This is a genomic window from Ancrocorticia populi (assembly GCF_003123745.1).
Classification (GTDB): Bacteria; Actinomycetota; Actinomycetes; order Actinomycetales; family Actinomycetaceae; genus Ancrocorticia; species Ancrocorticia populi.
This window is the reverse complement of record NZ_QETB01000001.1, coordinates 537,287-556,611: the sequence shown is the minus strand read 5'-3', so window position 1 is coordinate 556,611 and position 19,325 is coordinate 537,287. Positions and strand designations below refer to the sequence as shown.

General features: G+C 59.0%; 20 protein-coding genes. 10 read left to right on the top strand and 10 right to left on the bottom strand.

What is annotated here, in order from left to right:
- Window positions 1-20: 20 nt before the first annotated feature.
- The 4 genes from DD236_RS02620 to ychF all read right to left on the bottom strand — a co-directional run bounded on the left by DD236_RS02620 (window position 21) and on the right by ychF (window position 3,637).
- A complete protein-coding gene (locus DD236_RS02620) occupies window positions 21-1,277 on the bottom strand; it encodes an ATP-binding protein (protein ID WP_109092801.1) in 1,257 nt (418 codons plus the stop codon).
- Between the two features lie 97 nt (window positions 1,278-1,374).
- Complete coding sequence (locus DD236_RS12150) at window positions 1,375-1,650, bottom strand: nuclear transport factor 2 family protein (RefSeq protein WP_207785662.1); 276 nt, start codon at window positions 1,648-1,650, stop codon at window positions 1,375-1,377.
- A gap of 516 nt (window positions 1,651-2,166) precedes the next feature.
- Window positions 2,167-2,490 (bottom strand): hypothetical protein, encoded by a 324-nt coding sequence (locus DD236_RS02610; RefSeq protein ID WP_109092800.1) that lies wholly within the window; start codon window positions 2,488-2,490, stop codon window positions 2,167-2,169.
- Window positions 2,491-2,536: 46 nt separating this feature from the next.
- On the bottom strand, window positions 2,537-3,637 hold the full coding sequence (gene ychF, locus DD236_RS02605; RefSeq protein WP_109092799.1) for a redox-regulated ATPase YchF: 1,101 nt from the start codon (window positions 3,635-3,637) through the stop codon (window positions 2,537-2,539).
- A gap of 142 nt (window positions 3,638-3,779) precedes the next feature.
- Here ychF and DD236_RS02600 point away from each other — a divergent pair, with 142 nt between their 5' ends.
- Window positions 3,780-4,997, top strand: coding sequence for a DNA recombination protein RmuC (locus DD236_RS02600; RefSeq protein WP_109092798.1), 1,218 nt, complete (start codon window positions 3,780-3,782; stop codon window positions 4,995-4,997).
- 14 nt (window positions 4,998-5,011) lie between these two features.
- Here the strand turns inward: DD236_RS02600 and DD236_RS02595 are convergent, their stop codons facing one another.
- The 3 genes from DD236_RS02595 to DD236_RS02585 all read right to left on the bottom strand — a co-directional run bounded on the left by DD236_RS02595 (window position 5,012) and on the right by DD236_RS02585 (window position 7,759).
- On the bottom strand, window positions 5,012-5,884 hold the full coding sequence (locus tag DD236_RS02595) for an AraC family transcriptional regulator (protein WP_109092797.1): 873 nt from the start codon (window positions 5,882-5,884) through the stop codon (window positions 5,012-5,014).
- A gap of 81 nt (window positions 5,885-5,965) precedes the next feature.
- Window positions 5,966-6,658, bottom strand: coding sequence for a DNA alkylation repair protein (locus DD236_RS02590; RefSeq protein WP_243409885.1), 693 nt, complete (start codon window positions 6,656-6,658; stop codon window positions 5,966-5,968).
- Between the two features lie 12 nt (window positions 6,659-6,670).
- The gene (locus DD236_RS02585; protein WP_423716448.1) at window positions 6,671-7,759 is read right to left on the bottom strand and encodes a 4-hydroxy-3-methylbut-2-enyl diphosphate reductase; all 1,089 of its coding nucleotides are present in this window, start codon (window positions 7,757-7,759) and stop codon (window positions 6,671-6,673) included.
- A gap of 94 nt (window positions 7,760-7,853) precedes the next feature.
- Between DD236_RS02585 and xseA the strand changes: the two genes are divergently transcribed.
- The 3 genes from xseA to DD236_RS02570 are packed head-to-tail and all read left to right on the top strand — an operon-like array spanning window position 7,854 to window position 10,364.
- The gene (xseA, locus tag DD236_RS02580; RefSeq protein ID WP_109092795.1) at window positions 7,854-9,113 is read left to right on the top strand and encodes an exodeoxyribonuclease VII large subunit; all 1,260 of its coding nucleotides are present in this window, start codon (window positions 7,854-7,856) and stop codon (window positions 9,111-9,113) included.
- Window positions 9,106-9,372 carry an exodeoxyribonuclease VII small subunit gene (locus DD236_RS02575; RefSeq protein WP_109092794.1) on the top strand — a complete coding sequence of 89 codons (267 nt, stop codon included), beginning with the start codon at window positions 9,106-9,108 and terminating at the stop codon, window positions 9,370-9,372. The genes xseA and DD236_RS02575 overlap by 8 nt, the downstream gene beginning before the upstream one ends.
- Window positions 9,369-10,364 carry a carbohydrate kinase family protein gene (locus tag DD236_RS02570; protein WP_109092793.1) on the top strand — a complete coding sequence of 332 codons (996 nt, stop codon included), beginning with the start codon at window positions 9,369-9,371 and terminating at the stop codon, window positions 10,362-10,364. Before DD236_RS02575 ends, DD236_RS02570 begins: the two co-directional genes overlap by 4 nt.
- Before the next feature lie 7 nt (window positions 10,365-10,371).
- On the opposite strand, the gene DD236_RS02565 is transcribed toward DD236_RS02570, so the two are convergent.
- A complete protein-coding gene (locus DD236_RS02565) occupies window positions 10,372-11,136 on the bottom strand; it encodes an isoprenyl transferase (protein WP_423716456.1) in 765 nt (254 codons plus the stop codon).
- A gap of 207 nt (window positions 11,137-11,343) precedes the next feature.
- On the opposite strand from DD236_RS02565, the gene trhA reads away from it, so the two are divergent.
- From trhA to msrA, 3 genes are all read left to right on the top strand, one after another.
- On the top strand, window positions 11,344-12,060 hold the full coding sequence (trhA, locus tag DD236_RS02560; protein WP_109092792.1) for a PAQR family membrane homeostasis protein TrhA: 717 nt from the start codon (window positions 11,344-11,346) through the stop codon (window positions 12,058-12,060).
- Between the two features lie 120 nt (window positions 12,061-12,180).
- Window positions 12,181-12,666, top strand: coding sequence for a transcription elongation factor GreA (gene greA, locus DD236_RS02555; RefSeq protein ID WP_109092791.1), 486 nt, complete (start codon window positions 12,181-12,183; stop codon window positions 12,664-12,666).
- An 81-nt stretch (window positions 12,667-12,747) separates the two neighbouring features.
- On the top strand, window positions 12,748-13,422 hold the full coding sequence (gene msrA, locus DD236_RS02550; RefSeq protein WP_109092790.1) for a peptide-methionine (S)-S-oxide reductase MsrA: 675 nt from the start codon (window positions 12,748-12,750) through the stop codon (window positions 13,420-13,422).
- On the opposite strand, the gene DD236_RS02545 is transcribed toward msrA, so the two are convergent.
- Window positions 13,423-15,759 (bottom strand): ATP-binding cassette domain-containing protein, encoded by a 2,337-nt coding sequence (locus DD236_RS02545; RefSeq protein ID WP_243409884.1) that lies wholly within the window; start codon window positions 15,757-15,759, stop codon window positions 13,423-13,425.
- A gap of 112 nt (window positions 15,760-15,871) precedes the next feature.
- Here DD236_RS02545 and DD236_RS02540 point away from each other — a divergent pair, with 112 nt between their 5' ends.
- The gene (locus DD236_RS02540) at window positions 15,872-16,279 is read left to right on the top strand and encodes an FKBP-type peptidyl-prolyl cis-trans isomerase (RefSeq protein ID WP_243409883.1); all 408 of its coding nucleotides are present in this window, start codon (window positions 15,872-15,874) and stop codon (window positions 16,277-16,279) included.
- A gap of 69 nt (window positions 16,280-16,348) precedes the next feature.
- Here the strand turns inward: DD236_RS02540 and DD236_RS02535 are convergent, their stop codons facing one another.
- Window positions 16,349-17,209, bottom strand: coding sequence for a Bax inhibitor-1/YccA family protein (locus DD236_RS02535; RefSeq protein ID WP_243409882.1), 861 nt, complete (start codon window positions 17,207-17,209; stop codon window positions 16,349-16,351).
- A gap of 238 nt (window positions 17,210-17,447) precedes the next feature.
- On the opposite strand from DD236_RS02535, the gene DD236_RS02530 reads away from it, so the two are divergent.
- Together DD236_RS02530 and DD236_RS02525 are read left to right on the top strand one after the other, a co-directional pair.
- Window positions 17,448-18,413: an ABC transporter ATP-binding protein gene (locus DD236_RS02530; protein WP_109092786.1), complete on the top strand. Its 966-nt coding sequence runs from the start codon at window positions 17,448-17,450 to the stop codon at window positions 18,411-18,413.
- On the top strand, window positions 18,410-19,204 hold the full coding sequence (locus DD236_RS02525) for an ABC transporter permease subunit (protein ID WP_109092785.1): 795 nt from the start codon (window positions 18,410-18,412) through the stop codon (window positions 19,202-19,204). The genes DD236_RS02530 and DD236_RS02525 overlap by 4 nt, the downstream gene beginning before the upstream one ends.
- Window positions 19,205-19,325: the final 121 nt, after the last annotated feature.

Genomic DNA, 19,325 nt, shown 5'->3' with positions numbered 1-19,325 from the left:
ATTTGGGAGATAGCTATGGTTCAAAGGCCCAGTGAACTCAACGCCACCACTTGAACCCCATCCGGCCTCAAGTACGAAGGTCCAGTCGGCACAACCACAACCATCGCCCTCATTTCTCCGCTTGCCTTCTGGTCCACCACATCGCGAAGTTTCTTGAGGTTAGGCACCGCTCTGTCAATGAGACCGGAACCCAACTTGATCTCTATGGCAATCCAGTCACCATCCCCATTCTGAACAATCGCATCGCATTCCAGACCTGACTTATCCCGGTAGTGCATTACCTCGGCGTCCACAAACGGCGCGTATGCCCGCAGCTGCTGAACCACAAACGACTCGAAGATCAGACCTAGAGTTTCGGGCTCAGCAAAGAGCCTGTCTGGAGAACCGATACGTAGCGCAGCTAAAGTCAAAGAAGAGTCAGTCAAATGACGCTTAGGAGATTCACGCAATGGGGTTCGTGTCCGAATACGTGGACCCCAGGCTTCCTGCAACTCGACTATGAAGATACGCTGCAACGCTTCCAAATAACGCGATGTTGTGTCTGCATGCAATGGCCCATCAGCACCCCCGGCATCTGTGGCCAGAGTCCGGACAGAGACCTCCGTAGCAGCGTTCCGTGCGAGAGAGCGAAGCAAACGCGACACCTTCACAGAGTCATATTTTGGACCATCCAAAGTAGAAACATCTACCTTCGCAGTCTGGTCCAAATAGTTTTTTGCATACTTCGTGGACTCCTTCAACGGAAAGCCCTGGCTCATGGGCCACCCGCCACTAATCATTCTTTCGATTAGTTCATCAAACCTGAGACCCGGATCACTGACATTGACGCCCTCCCCTCTCAAGAGTTGGCGCAAAGACACCTCACCTATCGAATGACCAGTTTCAATCAGCGTAAGCGGCTGCATTCGCAACCAGGAGAAGCGCCCAGTCCCCGTGTGACGGGTTTGATCGTCACTAGGAGAAGATGACCCTGCAAGGACGAACTGACCAGGCTTCTTGCGCCGATCAACTTCATGTCGGACCGCGTTCCACAGATTCGGCACCGTCTGCCACTCATCAAATAAACGCGGAGCAGCCCCACCAAGCACAAGTACTGGATCAGCCAAAGCTAAACCACGGGATGCCAAGTCCGTATCCAAGAAAACTTGACTGTTAGTTAAGCGCGTGGCGGTCTCAGTCTTACCAACTGCTTTTGGACCATCAATGACGACAGCAGCTGACCAGCCAAGCTGGGAGGCTATCTCGGCGTCAAGGTGTCGGGGCAGGTATTGATTCATGGACCAATTATACCGAACATTAGGTTATTTGGCGTTATATTATTAGGTGTTTTAGCATTATTTTATTGGGTTATTTGGCGTTTAGTCCCGTCTTAGCTCATGCAACTTGCAACGGCGCGATCGACGCAACCTCGTCGGCCACGCGTTCCTGAGCGACCTCTAGGTCATACCGGGTTTGGAGATTGAGCCAGAACTGCACGCCAGAACCTGCGTAAGCTAACTGGATCGCCCGGACATAGTCTTCCCTACCTCGTAGGACACGACCGCCGACTGTCCACTCAACATCAGCATGAAGGAACTCTACGTAGCGATCCCAGTCCCGTCGATTCTCAGCATCAAAAAGAGCGGATAGTACCTCGCGCGTAGACGTCACTTCTTCCCTCCAGACGTTAGACGTTAAAGCGGAACTCGACCGCATCCCCGTCAGAATCACCTCGGAGGAGGAGTAGTCCGCTGGTAACCGCTGGGCTGTCCTCTACTCTGATGCCGAGATGACGAAGGTGCCCTGGGATCTGACTAGTTGTTAACTCGGCGCTGTCGTTGCATGCCCCACGATGCGCCAAACAGAGGTTCGCTACTCCGTCCAACCAATCAGGCGATAGGCCCCAGTCGACCACACCAAGTTTGAACGGAACTCGGTGAGCAAGTTCGATAGGACGCCCAACGTCTTCACTTGTCGCCCCGCAAATCGAACATGATTCGCCATCGCGGGCAACGACCTGAGGTCGCAACTTCTGCGGGTATCGAACAGCAACCCGCCGACGGTAGGTTTCCCACTCGGCTTCCGTAAGCCACACGCGATTTCCAAAACCTTCTCTGACGACAAGCGAGGCCCGCTGACTCATCTGACCACACCCGAGGCTGGCCCACAACAACTAGGCGATCTCATCTACGAAGCACCCGCCTCGGTGATTGGCCAGGAACCAGGCTTGGACTTAACGGCGTAACGTCCGCCCTCCAGAAGTGCGATCATCACTTCCACGCAATTCCCGCTACTATCCACTAGCAAAAACGGCTGATCCAGTCCGTAGTCCCAGGTCTCCGGTCCTCCGGCGATACTGTCGCCGGTTGCTTTCGCGTATTCACCGTTGGCGGTCTGGGCGGTGAAGTAGGTACGGCCGCCTTCCTCGTTGTCACGACGAGGGTTGATTTGGCCGAACCCGGCGAGCGGAATCCACCCTGTCCCTTGTTCAACCTGCCATTCGTCTGCCATCAATCCTCCTCGTTAAAAATGGTGCGCCGGTCTGAGACCTCACAGATTACTTCTTCCCTCCTCCAGAGGGTATTCCGCTACGGAACTCCACCACGTCCCCGTCTTCCATGACGTAGTCCTTGCCCTCCATGCGCATCTTCCCGTGGGCGCGGGCTTCAGCCAGAGATCCAAGCTCCACCAGATCCTCGTAGGACACGATTTCAGCCTTGATGAAGCCCCGCTCGAAATCGGTGTGGATCACTCCCGCAGCCTTGGGAGCGGTGTCTCCCTTGTGGATGGTCCAGGCCCGCGATTCCTTCTCACCAGCGGTGAGGAACGTCTGCAGCCCCAAGGTATCGAAGCCGACGCGCGCCAGCTGATCCAGCCCGGACTCTTCCTGGCCGGTGGATTCGAGCATCTCAGCGGCCTCATCGGCCTCAAGCTCCACCAGCTCCGATTCGAACTTCGCGTCGAGGAAGATCGCCTCGGCCGGAGCCACGGAGGCTCGCAGCTTTGCTTGCATGTCGGCATCGGCAAGGCCGTCGTCGTCGGTATTAAAAACGTAAATAAACGCCTTGGTGGTCATCAACTGGAACTCGCGAAGAATATCGGGATCCAGATCCCCGCCGTGCGCGGACAGGGTCTTGCCTTCCTCAAGAATCGCGAGCGCCGCCTCAGCCGTAGTGACAACGTCCTTGGAGATCTTCTTGCCGGTGACTTCCTTTTGAAGGCGCGGCAACTGCTTCTCTAGGGTCTGGATGTCCGCAAGGATCAACTCCGTGGTGACGGTCTCGATATCGTCGAGGGGATCCACTCGCCCGTCCACGTGCACCACATTCGGGTCGGAGAATGCGCGCGTAACCATGCAGATCGCGTCCGCCTCGCGGATGTTCGCGAGGAACTGGTTGCCGAGCCCCTCACCCTCGGAGGCACCGCGCACGATCCCCGCGATGTCCACGAAGGACACGGTGGCCGGCACGGTCTTGGCCGAATGGAACATGTCCGTCAGCACGTCCAGCCGCGGGTCAGGTAGCGGCACGATCCCGATGTTCGGCTCAATCGTGGCGAACGGATAGTTCTCCGCCAGCACGGTCGCGCGCGTGAGCGCATTGAACAGGGTTGACTTGCCTACGTTGGGCAGCCCGGCGATTCCAATAGTCAAAGACACGGGTTCAAGTCTAGCCTTGGTCCGATACTTTTTCGCCTCGGCGTTGTGTTATTTATGTCGACGACGACGCCTCCCCTGCTCATCCAACGCGCTTTACAGCCCCATCAAGAAAGATGTGGGAGCGGCGTGATGGACTAGAGCCATGAATATATCTGTATCGGTTTTCGTTTTCGCACTGGTTCTTTGTCTGGTGTTGGGCGGGCTACTCGGCTACTTTTTTGCACAATCTCGGGCACTCCGCAGCCCTGCCCGTAACGCACAGGAGTTGGCGGCAGTTCAGTCAACGGCCGCCGCCGCAACGGCACGTGCCGAGCGCCTCACTGAGGAGAACAACTCCCTGATTGATCGCGCCAAGTCGGATCAGGATATTCTCCGGGCGCTCGCTCCGCTTGCCCAGCAACTCGATTCCATGAACCGACGGGTTCAGGGCATGCAGGAGACGCAGGCGGCCCAGCGCTCCCAACTTCACGAGCAATTGGACAGCGCCGCCATCACCCAGCGTGAGCTCGCGAAGGAGACCCACTCGCTGCGAACGGCGCTCACCTCGAACTCGGCACGAGGCACATGGGGAGAGGTGGAACTTCGGCGCATCGTCGAGGCTGCAGGGATGCTCCCCCACGTCGATTTCTCCGAGCAGCAGGCCACCTCGCAGGTCTCCACGGCCGGATCAGCTTCCCGGCCAGATGTGACGGTTCATTTGCCCGGCGGGTTCCATCTCGCGATTGACGCGAAGGTCCCACTCAGTGCGCTGCTGCGTGCTCAGGACATCACCGGCGAGGATTCGGCGGCACGGGCGGCGCGGGACGGGCTGCTCAAGGAACACGCGAAGGCAGTTCGCTCGCATATCAACGAGCTCGCCAAGCGCAACTACCCCGCGGACTTCCCCGGATCCCCGTACCTGACCGTCATGTTTATGCCAGCAGAGTCTTTGCTCTCGGAAGCGCTCAAGGCAGATCCCGCACTCCTCGAAGATGCGCTCGCCGCCGGCATTGCTCCCACATCACCCAGCTCCTTGCTCGCCCTTCTACGATCAGTTGCCACCGTGTGGTCCTCGGCCAAGGTGACCGAGGAGGCCCAAGAGATCATGATGCTTGGGCGCACCCTCGTCTCGCGGCTGAACACAGTGGCCGGGCACCTCGATTCTCTTGGAACCTCGCTTCAGCGCTCGGTTGCCGCCTACAACAAGACGGTGGCATCAATCGAATCCCGCCTCTTAGTGACGGCGCGCTCCTTCGAATCGATCGATGCCCCGCTGGCCACCCCACAGGAGCTTTCCTCCGAAAAGGCGCAGGTCCGCCAATTCACGGCCGGAGGGCTCGCTGTAGGAGGCAGCTCTGAGTCAGCTGACCGCTCAGAGTGACGCCCTTGCTGACGTTACGATCTCCCGGACGGTTCAACCGGCAGCCAGAGTTCACAGGTCGCGTGGGTCTCAGTCAGCTCGATATACCGGAGAATGGACGGTCCTGGGCGTAGATGCCACGGGTTCGAGGGGAACCACTCAGTGGCGGTGGCGGCCCATATCTGCTGCAGCGCCTCTGGGAACGGTCCTTCCGAATAGAACACCGCCCATTTTCCGGCATCCATATCCATAGTGTCGAGATCACCGGGAACCTCCCCGTCAGGCGAGACCGCGACGCCGTGCATGTACGTGAGTATCGTGCCCTCTGGCGCGTCCGGGCTTGGTGACCATGTGACAGCAAGGATTCCTTCGGGCTGGGTGTTTCCTAGTGTCTTGAGCCGCGAATTCTGTTCGTTGCTGATTGACGCAACATGTTCTTGAATGTGCGGATTGACTCCTTCATAGATCAGCGGAACCTCCGCCGAGTATCCCGCGATCCGGAAGTCCGGCTGTTCCTTGATAGTGATGTCCATCGTTGTGCTCCCTTCAACTCTCAGGTGAAACCTGATCGTCGGTTGAGTGTTGATAGGACCGCCATGATCACGCACTTCTGCCGGGCTATGCCCATGCACTGCTCGGAACGCCCGCCCGAACGCCTCCGTTGATCCGTATCCGTATTTCACGGCGACATCAAGCAGGTTAGTGGCACCCAAAATGAGTTCCGCTGCGGCAAGAGTCATCCTGCGGCGCCGAATGTATTCGGACACGGGCATTCCTGCAAGCGAAACAAACATCCTCCTGAGGTGATACTCGGTGGTGCCATGGTCACTGGCAAGCGCCGCGATGTCTACATCGCTACTCAGATCCTGCTCAACAGCGTCTACTAAAGCGTTCAGCGTGCCGATCATGAGGTCCTCCTTTCAGACACCATCATCCTCAACTAATTCGCTCCGGGCCCGACAAGTGCGGTCAGAAATGATCAGGTCAGCTCACGCCAGATATTTGGTTGCTTCCCGGACAGAGAGGGCAGCGAGCCCGCCCCGATGCTCGGTGATGAAACGCTGGACCCATACCGGGTCAGTCTTCGAATAGTCTCGGAGGGCCCAGCCGATGGCCTTGTTGATAAAGAATTTGTCCGAGCCGAGATTCGCTACAAGTATCGTCTCCAGTGACGCGGTGTCCGTGGCGTGCTTCCGCCCTAGCTGGTGGAGAATGGCAAGGCGACGGATCCAGAAATCCTCATCTCTTGCCCAACCCAACACCTGCTCGAGCGCCGTTCCCCCTTCACGCTCGCTCGCGACGATTGATCCAACGGTCTTGGTCAGCGAATCGATCGTGTCCCACCATTGCTTGGAGGACGCGAGTGCTTTGATCCGCGGCAAATCGTCAACGCTGAGGTTCCGGCGTACGGCGAAGAGGAAATCGCAGGCAGCGTATTGAAACTCCCGGTGAGGCAACGCCCAACATTGCGCCACAAATCCCCAATCAACATGCGGATCTTCGCGTGCCACGGCAAAGTAGGGCCGCTGAATCGGCTGGCGAACGCTCGCGGGCACGCCGAGAAACGGGAACTGATCGCGCATGTACTTGGCCATAGGCACGGATTTCTCCGCGTTGGCTGCGGCCGATATTTCTCCGATAAGCCCTGCGCCGTCCATCGCAGTGTCAAAAGGATCGGCCACCGCTCCGCCTGTCTACCCGCGCCCGCGGGCTTGCCGCACCTTATGCGGCCGATCGGGCTGAGCTCCGGTTGCTTTGAGATCTGCCCGGAGGTTCTTGGGGAGAGAGAAGTGGACGTCTTCGTTCGTCGTCGTCACTAATTCAACTTCGGGATAACCCAACTCCCGCAAGGATTCAACAACTTCGCGGACCAGAATCTCGGGCACTGACGCCCCAGAGGTCAAACCAACGGTGGTGACGCCCTCCAGCCACTCTGGCTGAACCTCGGCCGCGGTATCCACGCGATAAGCGGCAGCAGCCCCGTATTCGAGGGCAACCTCAACCAACCGCACGGAATTCGAGGAGTTCGCCGATCCCACCACGATCACGAGGTCGCATTCGGGGGCCATAGCTTTGACGGCGCCTTGGCGGTTCTGGGTGGCATAGCAAATGTCATCGGAGGGGGGATCGATCATCTGCGGGAAGCGCGCCCGGAGAAGCTCCACGGTCTTCATCGTTTCGTCAACGGACAGAGTGGTTTGGGAGAGCCATACGACCTTGCTAGGGTCGCGCACCTCAACCTGATCCACATCCTCGGGACCGTTGACCACTTGGATGTCATCTGGGGCCTCGCCTTGGGTGCCCTCAACCTCCTCGTGGCCGGTGTGCCCGATCAGGAGAATGTCGTAATCGCTATCCGCGAAACGCACAGCCTGCTTGTGGACCTTCGTAACGAGGGGGCAGGTGGCGTCGATGGTTTGGAGCTGACGGGCGGCGGCCTCGGCATGGACCTGAGGCGAAACTCCGTGCGCGGAAAAGACAACGCGGGCACCCTCGGGAACCTCGTCTGTCTCGGATACGAATATGGCCCCACGCCGGGTCAACGTCTCCACCACATACTTGTTATGCACTATCTCCTTGCGCACGTATACGGGCGCGCCATACAGCTCCAAGGCCTTTTCCACGGCGTCTACGGCACGGTCAACTCCGGCGCAATACCCTCGTGGGGTCGCCAGTAGAATCCGCCTGCCATCGGGAGAAGGCGTGGACGGCACAGAGGATGGGAACGCCGATGCGCCTGCTAAGGAAACGGCGGCGCCATTGCTGGCTTGTTCGGAAGTCACCCTTTCAGGGTACTGGGCAACCTCACACAAAACCATGGCCCGCGTGGGACGCAGGGCACACAATTGTCCACTTACATGGTGCCAAACTAGATATATGGCATCGAGAATACCCGTGCCGGCTGAACTCCCTCAGCAGGCAGCACTCACCTCGCCGGACCATCCGTGGCCCCTGAGGCTTCTCTCTGCCAAAATCAAGGAGTACATCTCCGCGATGTCGCGCCTGTGGGTTGAGGGTGAGGTCATCACCCTTCAACGCCGGCCCGGTGCCAAGGTTCAGTTTCTGACACTGCGGGATCTGGACGCGAACAATTCGATCACGGTCAAGATCCTCTCGTTCCTGCTGCCCGATTCCGTGCAGCCCGGAAGCCGCGTGGTGGTGTGCGCCAAACCTGATTTTTACGAAGGTAACGGCTCTCTCTCGCTCTGGGCGGATGAGATTCGGCCGGTGGGGCTTGGCGATATACTCGCGCGCCTCGAGATGCTCAAGAAGCAGTTGGCTGCCGAGGGCCTATTTGATCCTCGCCACAAGCAGCCCCTTCCCTTCCTTCCTCAGAAGATCGGCTTGATCTGCGGCCGTAACACGAAGGCCAAGGAGGACGTCGAGGTCAACGCCCGCCTGCGGTGGCCATCAGTGGCTTTCGATACCCGCGAGGTGCAAGTCCAAGGAAATGGCGCAGTAGACGCGATGCTCGAGGCGCTCGCGGCGCTTGACGCCAGGCCTGAAGTGGACGTCATCGTGCTGGCTCGCGGCGGTGGAAGCGTTGAAGATCTCCTGCCATTTTCAGACGAACGGCTGGTCCGGGCTGCGGCTAGCGCGCACACGCCGGTGGTTTCGGCGATCGGCCACGAGGGCGATAGCCCGATTCTGGACCTGGCCGCCGATGTTCGCGCCTCCACGCCAACGGACGCTGCAAAACTCTTAGTGCCAGACGTCTCCGAAGAGTACGCGGGCATCGCAGAGGCACGGGTTCGCATGCGCAATACTATCAGTGCCCGCCTCACACAGGCCGGACGGGAACTTGAGGCCATCCTGGCCCGCCCGCCTTTCGCACGGCCTCAAACCATGATCGACATGCGCGAGTCCGATCTATCGTCACTGCGCCTGTGGCTGCGTAACCACATTCGGCGAACCCTTGATTCGTCGGCCGCCGAACAGAGTAACCTTCTGTCTCGGCTGCGGGCGCTGTCCCCTCAGGCAACGCTGGATCGGGGCTATTCGATCCTTCGTGATAATGCCGGAATCGTCACGGATGCGCAGAACGTTTCCGTTGGACAGAACCTCCATGCCATACTTTCTTCCGGCTCGCTGGAGCTAGGAGTAACAACCGTTCACGAAGGCGAGCGCCATGGCTAGCACCTCACCATCATCACAGGGCGCCCCGAACGTCAGCGAACTCTCCTACGAGGATGCGCGATCGCAGCTGGTGGAGATAGTGGCCCAATTAGAGCAGGGTTCACTTCCGCTTGAGGATTCGCTCGCGCTATGGGAGCGCGGAGAAGCGCTGGCCCGCCGCTGCCAAGAGTGGCTGGATGGCGCGCGTACCCGCTTGGCGCAGGCAGAGGCGGCAGAGCAGGAAGAGCCATCCGGGGCCCCTGCTGAGGAGGATCAATGAGCTCCCTTGTTATTGGCGAAGCGCTTGTAGACATCATCACGGGAGCCGACGGCAAGGCCACACGCCATCCGGGTGGCTCAATGCTCAACGTCGCGATCGGACTCCGCAGGCTCGGGCGGACAGTCCGGCTTGTAACAGACTTCGGCCATGATGCTAACGGCCATCTCCTTGCCGAATACGCCGCATCTAACGGTCTAGAGCTTTGGCTCAGGGAAGATGCCTACCGCACCAATCCCACGTCAACGGCCTCGGTTACCGTGGCCGAGGAAGGTGACGTCTCCTACGATTTCGACTTCACGTGGGATATTCAAGACACACCACTGTCCGCCGCCTGCCAGCTTGATCTGGAAATCCTCGATCCGCGCACTGTGGCCTTCGGGTCCTTCTCTACTCGGGTGGCACCCGGCTCCGAAAAGGTTCTCAACTGGATCCGGCTTGTCCGCAAGAGGGCCACCGTGTTCTACGATCCCAACGTCCGGCTCGGGCTCATCGACGATATCAATCGCGCCCGCTCGCTCGTTCAGGAATCAGTTGCGCTCTCAGACGTTGTCAAGGCATCCAAGGCCGATCTTAAAGTGCTCTATGGGCCAGAAGTGGACTGCGAAGCGGTGGCACGGACATGGCTGAGCCAGGGCCCGGCCATCGTCATCATCACACGCGGCTCCGAAGGAGCAGACGCATACTGCGCCGACGGCTCCAATATGCACCAGCCGGCACCTTCAGTTTCGGTTGTGGATACCGTGGGCGCCGGCGCGTCCTTCTTCGCGGCACTCATTGATGGGCTCACCCGCATTTCGCTGGATGGCGCGGAATACCGCGAGGACCTGCGGTCCATCTCCCCCGCCAACCTGCGCACGCTTGTGGCCTACGCTGCAACCTCGGCCGCGATCACCGTGTCGCGCTCTGGTGCTTCGCTGCCCACGCGCGATGAGCTAGTGGACCAGCATGAGCTCTACCAAACGAGCGGCATGACGGGCGTCCCGCTCTCCTAAGACCGGCCTATTTGCCCAGCCGCCGCTCACGTTGTGTGAAATCACGCAATGCACGCAAGAAGTCAGTTCGCCGGAAATCGGGCCAGTACACCTCGCAGAAGTACATCTCCGTGTGAACGGACTGCCAGAGCATGAATCCGCTCATGCGCTGTTCGCCGGAGGTGCGGATCACTAGGTCCGGATCGGGCTGCCCCTTGGTATAGAGGTGCGCTGTGATGTCATCAAGGGTGAGCGAGGATGCCACCTCTTCGAGAGTCCGCCCCTCCGCGGCTTCGTCGCGGAGGAACTCGCGCACAGCGTCCGCGATCTCCTGGCGTCCCCCGTACCCCACCGCGATGTTGACGTATACGCCTTCCACGGCGGATGTTTGCGCTTCCGCATCGCGTAGGCGCTTGCGGCTGAACTCGGGGAGCATGTCCAGATTGCCCACCATGGCAAGCTTCCACCGCCCGGTCTGGGCCAGAGCCTCTACAGCATCACAGATGATACCCATGAGCTCGTGTAGCTCTTTCTCCTCCCGATTCAGGTTATCGGTGGAGAGCAGCCACAAGGTCACGATCTTGATATCGACTTCCTCGCACCATTCGAGGAACTCCGTCATCCGATCCGCGCCTTTGCGGTGACCGTATGCGGCTGGCTGGCCGAGTTCGCGTGCCCAACGCCGGTTCCCGTCCAGAATCACTGAGACGTGACGAGGCAGCTCCCGCCCGGGCAGCTCGGCCATCAAGCGACGCTCATACAACCGATACAAAAACGAAGGCGCGCGCACCATGTCCCCTTTCATCACGACACTGAACAGATTATCGTCTGGTGCTCCACTTTCACTCACCTACGGCCATCTCCCTCATTAATCGAACGAAAATCTTGCGTTAATCACCCACCCAGCACCCGATATCCGAGACAGGGACGGACCTCACCTGCCGGTCCGCTACGAACGGCCCTAGAATGGGTGATGTTGAACGATTGAATGGAGGAATTCATGAGCGTTTCGGACCAACACAAGCTGGCCTCAGCCGAGCCCAAGGCCACCTCAAAGATTGCCGCCCGGAAACAACGCCTTGACGCCCTCCCCAAGCCGGCAGCTCGCGGCTGGATCCACGCGATCACGGCCCCGCTGGCCTTAGCGAACTCGATCGTTCTCGTGGTTCTGGCCCCCACAGCTGACGTTCGGGCTGCGTGCGTGGTGTTCGGCCTTTCGGCGGTGTTCCTGTTCGGCAATTCGGCCGTGTATCACTTGGGCCGGTGGTCAGTGAAGGTTCACTCCGTCCTCCGCCGGATCGATCACTCGAACATCTTCCTGCTTATCGCGGGTACGTACACGCCTCTCTCCGTGGCGCTTCTGCCACCCAAGACTGCCGCACTGGTTCTGGGAATCGTTTGGGCCGGAGCAACTGGCGGAATATTGTTGTCCGTTTTCAAGCCCACGGCCCCACGCTGGCTCTACACCCCACTGTATGTAGCGCTGGGATGGGTTGCTGTGTGGTTCCTCCCGGACTTCTGGCAAGCAGGCGGCCCAGCCGTAGTATGGCTGCTAATCGCGGGCGGACTCTCCTACACCGCTGGCGCTCTCTGCTACGGCCTGCGCTGGCCGAATCCGTGGCCGAATGTGTGGGGATTCCATGAGTTCTTCCATACCGGGACTTTGTTCGGATACGTCTGCCATGCTGTGACGGTATGGTTGGCCGTGATGGCGTAGCGAGTTGATTTAATCCCCAGCGCTGGTATCGTAGCCAGCAGTGAGACATGCCCGTGGCAGCGGGCATGATTTTTTTTATAGCCGCGATCGCGGCGGCACCTACCTCCAAAGGAGCACACGATGGCTGAACAGAGTCAAGGCACGTGGCTTTCACCGGCCACCTACGAGCGGCTACAGGCGGAGCTCGAAGAAATGACCACGGTAAGGCGCGCAGAGATCGCCCAGAAGATTGAAGCCGCGCGTTCTGAGGGCGACCTCCGAGAGAACGGTGGGTATCAGGCGGCCCGCGAGGAGCAGTCGAAGATGGAGGGCCGGATCATCGAACTCACCCATCTCCTCGAAAACGCTCACGTGTCCGAGCCGCCCAGCACTGACGTTGTAGCCCCCGGAAACGTCATCACGGCCACGATCGCCGGCGAAGAAGAGCGCTTCCTCATTGGCTCGCGCGAGCAGGCCGATCTGGTCAACGTTGAGGTGTACCCGGAGAACGCGCCGCTCGGTCAGGCAATCATGGGCTTGAAGGTTGGGGACAAGACGAAGTTCCAGGCCCCCAATGGCCGCAAGATCCCGGTGGAGATCGTGAAGATCGAGAGCCTGGATCACTGATTTCGCCCAGCGCATGCCTCCCTGTTCTCAAGCGTCACAACGCGCGAGAATAGGGAGGCATTACATTTTGAGGGAGTTGCCATGTTTGTATGGGATGACGCTAATAAGACAAAGATGGTCTCGGTAGAGGATTCGCTCCCCGGCCGTGACACCCCGGTTCTACCAGATCCGAAGCCGCACACGGTTTTGGGTACGGATCTGCTTGCCGAACCCGGCGAGGGTCAGGAGATCATCTATCTAGCCTCTGGCTGCTTCTGGGGAGCCGAAAAGCTCGCGTGGGAACTTGGTGCAGATTCAACCGCCGTGGGTTACATGGGGGGATTCACGCCGAATCCCACCTACGAGGAGGTATGCACCGGCCTCACCGGCCATGCCGAAACCGTCCGCGTGCTCTACACCCCCGAAAAGCTACCCACCGCCAAGCTCCTTCAGGCCTTCTTCGAGTCCCATGACCCCACTAGCCTCAACAAGCAGGGTGGAGATATCGGCACCCAGTACCGCTCCGCGATCTTCACAACCACGCAGGAGCAAGAGGACACGGCCCACCAGATGATCCGCGCCTATCAGGACAAGCTCACCCAGGCCGGGCACTCCGCGATTGTCACCGAGGTAACTTCCGTGCTCGAATCCGGCCCGTTCTTCCCCGCAGAGGACGAACATCAGCAGTACCTCCAGAAGAACCCGGGCGGCTACGAGTGCCATGCACGCACAGGTATCGCCTGCCCGCTCCCCTCCTCTGGTCCCCTCGCCAAGTAACTAGCCCAAGTACCGGGCCAGATACTCCCCGGTCACCGTATCGCGCCCGACGGCTAGATCCCGCGGCGTTCCCTCGAACACTACAGTTCCGCCACCACGCCCGGCCCCGGGGCCAAGATCGATCACCCAATCGGCGTGGGCCACCACTGCCTGATGATGTTCGATCACGATCACGGTTTTGCCGCTGTCCACCAGCCGATCCAGCAGCTCCAGAAGTTGTTCAACGTCCGCCAGATGGAGGCCGGAGGTCGGCTCATCCAGAATGTAGACCCCGCCCTTCTCGCTCATGTGCGTGGCCAGCTTGAGCCGCTGGCGCTCGCCGCCCGAGAGCGTGGTGAGTGGCTGGCCCAACGGCACGTACCCAAGCCCTACGTCCACGAGGTTGCGCAGGACCTTGACCGCAGCGGGGACTTTGGCCGCGCTGAATAGCTCCAGAGCTTGATCAACAGGCATCTCAAACACTTCGCTGATGTTTTTGCCACCGAACGTATACTCCAGCACGGACGGTTCGAAGCGCTTGCCCTCGCACGCCTCGCAAACGGACGTCACGCCCGCCATCATCCCGAGGTCCGTGTAGATAACGCCCGCACCCTTACAGTTTTCGCATGCACCCTCCGAATTCGGTGAGAACAGCGCGGGCTTGACGCCGTTCGCCTTCGCAAACGCCTTCCGAATGGGGTCTAGAACGCCCGTGTAGGTGGCCGGGTTCGAGCGGCGTGAGGACTTAATAGGGCCCTGATCAATAACGACGACGTTTTCCCCCGCCGAATCATGCATCAACGAACTCTTGCCCGAGCCAGCCACACCGGTCACGGCGGTGAGAACGCCGAGCGGCACATCAACGCTCACATCTTTCAGGTTGTTGGCGTTGGCATTACGGATAGGAAGCTGGCCATTTGGCTGGCGAACTGTCTCCTTGAGACCCACCACGTCGGATAGGTGTTTACCGGTCAAGGTGTCAGAGGCGGCAAGCTCATCCACGCTTCCCGTAAAGCACACCTCTCCCCCTTGGCTTCCGGCGCGCGGCCCAAGATCAATCACGTGATCAGCGATTCTAATGACGTCCGGCTTGTGCTCAACAACCAGAACGGTATTGCCCTTATCCCGGAGCTTCTCCAGAAGTTCCAACATGTGCTCGATATCGTGGGGATGCAGGCCGATGGTTGGCTCATCAAACACGTAGGTTACGTCCGTCAGCGCACTGCCGAGGTGGCGAATCATCTTGGTGCGTTGGGCCTCGCCCCCGGAGAGCGTCCCCGCGCTGCGTGAAAGGGACAGGTAGCCGAGCCCCATATCCACGAAGGAATCAAGGATCTCGCTAAGTGCAGCGACAAGTGGGGCAACCGATCGGTCGGATACGGTCTTGACCCAGGCGCTCGCCTCATCGATCTGCATCTCGCTCACGTCCGCGATGGATACGCCATCGATCAGGGATGCCCGTGCGCCTTCGCACAGCCGGCTACCCTCGCAATCGGGACAGGTTTTGAACACCACAGCCCTATCAACGAACTGGCGGGCTTGCGCCTGCAGGGAATCCCGATCCTTGTGCAGCATGGACTTCTCAAGGCGCGGGATGAGCCCCTCATACGTCATGTTCATGTCCGCGAAGCGGATCTTCTGGCTCTCGGCATAAAGAAGGTTGTGTAGCTCGCGCTTGGAGAAGTCCGCGATCTTCTTATTGGGGTTCACCAGTCCGGACTGAGCGTAGATCTTCCAGTTCCAGCCATCCATCTTGTAGCCGGGGATCTTGAACGGATCCTCGTTCAGCGACTTACTGGAATCGAATACCTCGTCCAGATCAATATCGTTGATCCGCCCCAGTCCCTCGCACCGGGCGCACATGCCGCCAAGCGCCGTGAATGTCTTCTTTACTGGCTGTACTGATCCGCCCTTCTGGACCTTCATTGCACCAGTGCCCGTTACTGTTGGAACGTTAAAAGAGAACGCCTGTGGTGGCCCCCAGTAGGGCCTGCCCAACCGCGAGAAGAGGATGCGAAGCTGGGCCCCCACATCAGTTGCTGTTCCCACTGTGGATCTCGGATTGGCCCCCATGCGCTCCTGATCCACGGTGATGGCGGTGGTGATGCCTTCCAGTTCGTCAACGTCAGGGCGGTCTAGGGTTGGCATGAACCCCTGGACGAACGCCGGGTACGTTTCATTAATCAGGCGGCGCGATTCGGCCGCCACCGTGTCGAATACCAGCGAGCTTTTGCCGGATCCCGATACCCCCGTAAATACGGTCAGCTGCCGCTTAGGAATATCAACATTCACACTCTTCAGGTTGTTCTCGCAAGCGCCGCGCACTCGGATCACACCAGCACCGTGTTCTTCCAACAAGTCATCTCCCCAGGTTGTCGAGCGGCTTACGTTACGACATCTGCGGGCCCCAAACAAGAGCAAATGTGGAATGAGCGTTAAACTGGCACGAGGCAAACCCGTTGAAAGGAACATGATGCCCGCACAACTACCCGAAGTGTCCAGCAGTTTTGGTGAGATTCCGGAGATCACCTTCCCGGACACTCCAGCACCCAAGGGCCTGCATATTAAGGTACTTGAAAAGGGAACCGGCCCAACTGTCACGGCAGGCCGCGAGCTTCAGGCCAACTATCACGGCATGATCTGGGGCGGGAACGTTTTCGATTCCTCCTTCCAGCGCGGCACGCCCGCTACTTTCCCCATCGGTGTGGGCGCTGTTATTGCAGGCTGGGATCAGGGCATCGTAGGAAAGAACGTGGGATCGCGCCTTCTTATCTCCATCCCGCCAGAGAAGGGATACGGTCCGAATGGCCAGCCGGCCGCCGGTATCGGTGGCACTGACACACTCGTGTTCGTGGTGGATTTGGTAGGGGTGCGGTAGGCCGTCGTCGTCCCAAAAAACCAAAGAAAATGCCGGGGACAAGCCCCGGCATTTTTCATGACTGGCCTACTACCTATCGGAAGCGAAGATCATCGCGATGCGAAGGATCTCCACGTAAATCCATAGGATGGTCATGACAATCCCGAAGGCGCATGTCCACGCGAACTCGCGCGGGGCACCCTTCTGGACGGCTAGCTTAACCGTCTCGAGATCGCCAATCAGCATGTAGCCGGCGATCGCGATAATAACGAGGCCGAGGAGAATTCCGATGGTTCCCGAGCGCATGCCAAAGCCGTCTAGAACACCCGTCCAAACGAGGATCAGGTTCATGACGCCGAAGATGATGTAGGAAATAAGCACCACCGATACGACCCGGCGGCCCTTCGGTGTGGTGCGTACTGTGCCGCTCACGTGCAGGAATACGGACACTCCCACTACGATCACGGTGCCCAGCACCGCCTGAAGGCCGACGCCTGGATAGAACTGATCAACAGCTCCTGTGAGCGCCCCTAGGGCAACACCCTCGAGGAGTGCGTAGCCGATAGCCATCCACGGCTTGACCATCTTCTGGAATGCCGCGATCATGCCAACCACGAAAGCCGCGAGCGACGTTCCGATGGCGAGCATGAGGATGTTGTTCGAACCGATCGTGGGAGTGAACCCCATCGTGACGGCACCGGACACAACGGCAACGGCAAGAAGAATGAGCGTCTTAACCATGGCATCGTCGTACGTCATGGCACCCGGACGTGCCTGCTGATCAGCAAAGGCACCTGCGTACTGGGCCTGAGGATTGTACTGGTCGTACTGTGTTTGACCGTACTGGTTCTGTGTGTACTGGCCTTGATTCGGAGTGGCGTAGTACGTGTTTGGTGTTGTCGCTTGCCCTTGGAAGTAAGGGTTGCGATTCATAACCGGATTGTTGCTCAATGGTCCTCCTTAAGCGGATGAGCATTCATGAGCACTGCAGAGCAATGACCACGTCCATACTAATAGATAGGACTTAAGTAATGCAGCCCCAGCTCCGCGCGTAGCGCAAAAAGACACCATTTTGAGACAGGACTTTCAGGGATCGTTCAGGGTTATACCCGATATTGGACGGCAGTTTATGCCTGTAAGGTTCCATGTAGTGTTAGGTTCCTCAGCGAAGCCCCTTGAAAGGATCCGCGTGATTACCGTTGAAAACCTTGTGAAGCGTTACAGCCACACAACGGCTGTAAACAACCTGAGCTTCTCGCTTGCGCCCGGGAAAGTCACCGGCTTTTTAGGGCCCAATGGCTCCGGAAAATCCACCACGATGCGGTGCATCGTTGGGCTGGATCGGCCCACTTCCGGACGTTGCACGATCGGCGGCGTGGAGTACGGTCAGCTCAAATCCCCTCTCACTTCGGTCGGGGCGCTGCTGGACGGCAAGGCGTTCCATCCAAAGCGGACGGCACGCCAACAGCTCCGGGTAGTGGCACGAACACACGGGATCCCCAATAAGCGGGTGGACGATGTTCTTGAACTGACGGGCATCAGCCAGGTGGCGGATAAGAGGCTCAAGGGTTTTTCCTTGGGAATGGGGCAGCGCCTCGGTATCGCTACCGCGCTGCTCGGGGATCCCGAGGTTCTGCTCTTCGACGAACCCGTGAACGGTCTTGATCCCGATGGCGTTCGGTGGGTGCGCGACCTCATGCGGAACCTTGCAGCCCAAGGCCGCACAGTTCTAGTTTCATCACACCTCATGAGTGAGATGGCCGTAACGGCCGATGATCTCGTGGTAATCGGGCGCGGGTCACTCATCGCCTCCGGCCCCATTAAGAACTTCACGGAATCCGCCGCACACACGGTAGTCCACGTGGCCGGCCCCGATATTGAGGCAATGGCCCGTGTTCTCGGGGAGGCTGGTTTCTCCGGGATGCGGCGCGATCCTAGCCCCGATTACCCATACGGAGTCTTGGACATTCAGGCGGCGGACCGTTCCAAGATTGGCCACGCACTTCATCTGGCAAACCTCGAAGTCCACGAGCTATCCGATAGTCATTCTTCTTTGGAGGACGTATTTATGGAGCTCACCCAATCCTCTGTGGAATACGGGATTGGGGCGCCCGTCCCGGGACTCGGTTGGAACGATCAAGGAGGCGCCCGATGAACGCCCGCAACATCGTGTTGGAGCCGCGCCTTTACCACGCATCGTTCCTCAACTCTTTTCTCTCCGAGATCCGCAAGATCGCCTATCTGCGATCTTTCTGGATCCAGACGGCCGTGCTGGTGGTGCTCTATAGCGCGATAATGTTCGCTATCGGGGTGTCCCAGAAGGAGTATGGCGGTGGCTCGATGCTGGACGCTCAGGTTGTTACTACCGGCGTCAGTTTCCTCGTTATCTTCTCCTTCGCACTGGGCGCCTCTGCGGTGACCAACGAATACTCCTCCAACACGATGCGAACCACCGCCCTAGCAGATCCTTCGCGGCTGCGCTCCTACTCCGCCAAGCACCTCGCAGTGTTTGTCATGGTAGGAGCGATCAATCTTGTTCTGACTCTCCTTGCCGCTCTGGTGTACGGAATTTCGGCAGGTGGATCGTGGGATCTTGGGAACGGTAACTTCCGGGCGCTTGCCGTCTTCTGGGTGATACTCACAACCGCAGCGACGATGGCCACCTCGATCGGTTACATCCTCCGGTCCACCGCCGGCACCATCACGCTAGCCATGGCGCTCGTGTACGTGTCCAATGCCGTTGCCCTCGTCAACATCGATTGGATCCGCGACACCCTCTACCACTACCTACCACTTCAGATAATTCAGGACGCCACCGCCACCGAACTTGGCTCCAGCCTCATGGGTGAGGGCCTTTCGTGGACTACCGCCACCATCGCGTGGCTCTGCTACGCACTGGTTTTCTGGGTCCTCGGATTGGTGCGTTACCAGCGTTCGGACATTTAGAGATTTTAGGACAACGACGGTTACAACCGGTGGTAGAAAACTACCGGCCGTTGTCGTATTGTTACTTAAGTACCGAACTTACAGAGCGTTTGGTATCTACCCACCCTCAAGTGGGCAGACA

What these genes read in the sequence shown, in the direction of transcription:
- DD236_RS02620 (WP_109092801.1), bottom strand. Translation starts at nt 1,277, where the DNA reads ATGAATCAATACCTGCCCCGACACCTTGACGCCGAGATAGCCTCCCAG.
- DD236_RS02610 (WP_109092800.1), bottom strand. Translation starts at nt 2,490, where the DNA reads ATGGCAGACGAATGGCAGGTTGAACAAGGGACAGGGTGGATTCCGCTC.
- DD236_RS02600 (WP_109092798.1), top strand. Translation starts at nt 3,780, where the DNA reads ATGAATATATCTGTATCGGTTTTCGTTTTCGCACTGGTTCTTTGTCTG.
- DD236_RS02595 (WP_109092797.1), bottom strand. Translation starts at nt 5,884, where the DNA reads ATGATCGGCACGCTGAACGCTTTAGTAGACGCTGTTGAGCAGGATCTG.
- xseA (WP_109092795.1), top strand. Translation starts at nt 7,854, where the DNA reads ATGGCATCGAGAATACCCGTGCCGGCTGAACTCCCTCAGCAGGCAGCA.
- DD236_RS02575 (WP_109092794.1), top strand. Translation starts at nt 9,106, where the DNA reads ATGGCTAGCACCTCACCATCATCACAGGGCGCCCCGAACGTCAGCGAA.
- DD236_RS02570 (WP_109092793.1), top strand. Translation starts at nt 9,369, where the DNA reads ATGAGCTCCCTTGTTATTGGCGAAGCGCTTGTAGACATCATCACGGGA.
- DD236_RS02565 (WP_423716456.1), bottom strand. Translation starts at nt 11,136, where the DNA reads ATGGTGCGCGCGCCTTCGTTTTTGTATCGGTTGTATGAGCGTCGCTTG.
- trhA (WP_109092792.1), top strand. Translation starts at nt 11,344, where the DNA reads ATGAGCGTTTCGGACCAACACAAGCTGGCCTCAGCCGAGCCCAAGGCC.
- greA (WP_109092791.1), top strand. Translation starts at nt 12,181, where the DNA reads ATGGCTGAACAGAGTCAAGGCACGTGGCTTTCACCGGCCACCTACGAG.
- msrA (WP_109092790.1), top strand. Translation starts at nt 12,748, where the DNA reads ATGTTTGTATGGGATGACGCTAATAAGACAAAGATGGTCTCGGTAGAG.
- DD236_RS02540 (WP_243409883.1), top strand. Translation starts at nt 15,872, where the DNA reads ATGATGCCCGCACAACTACCCGAAGTGTCCAGCAGTTTTGGTGAGATT.
- DD236_RS02525 (WP_109092785.1), top strand. Translation starts at nt 18,410, where the DNA reads ATGAACGCCCGCAACATCGTGTTGGAGCCGCGCCTTTACCACGCATCG.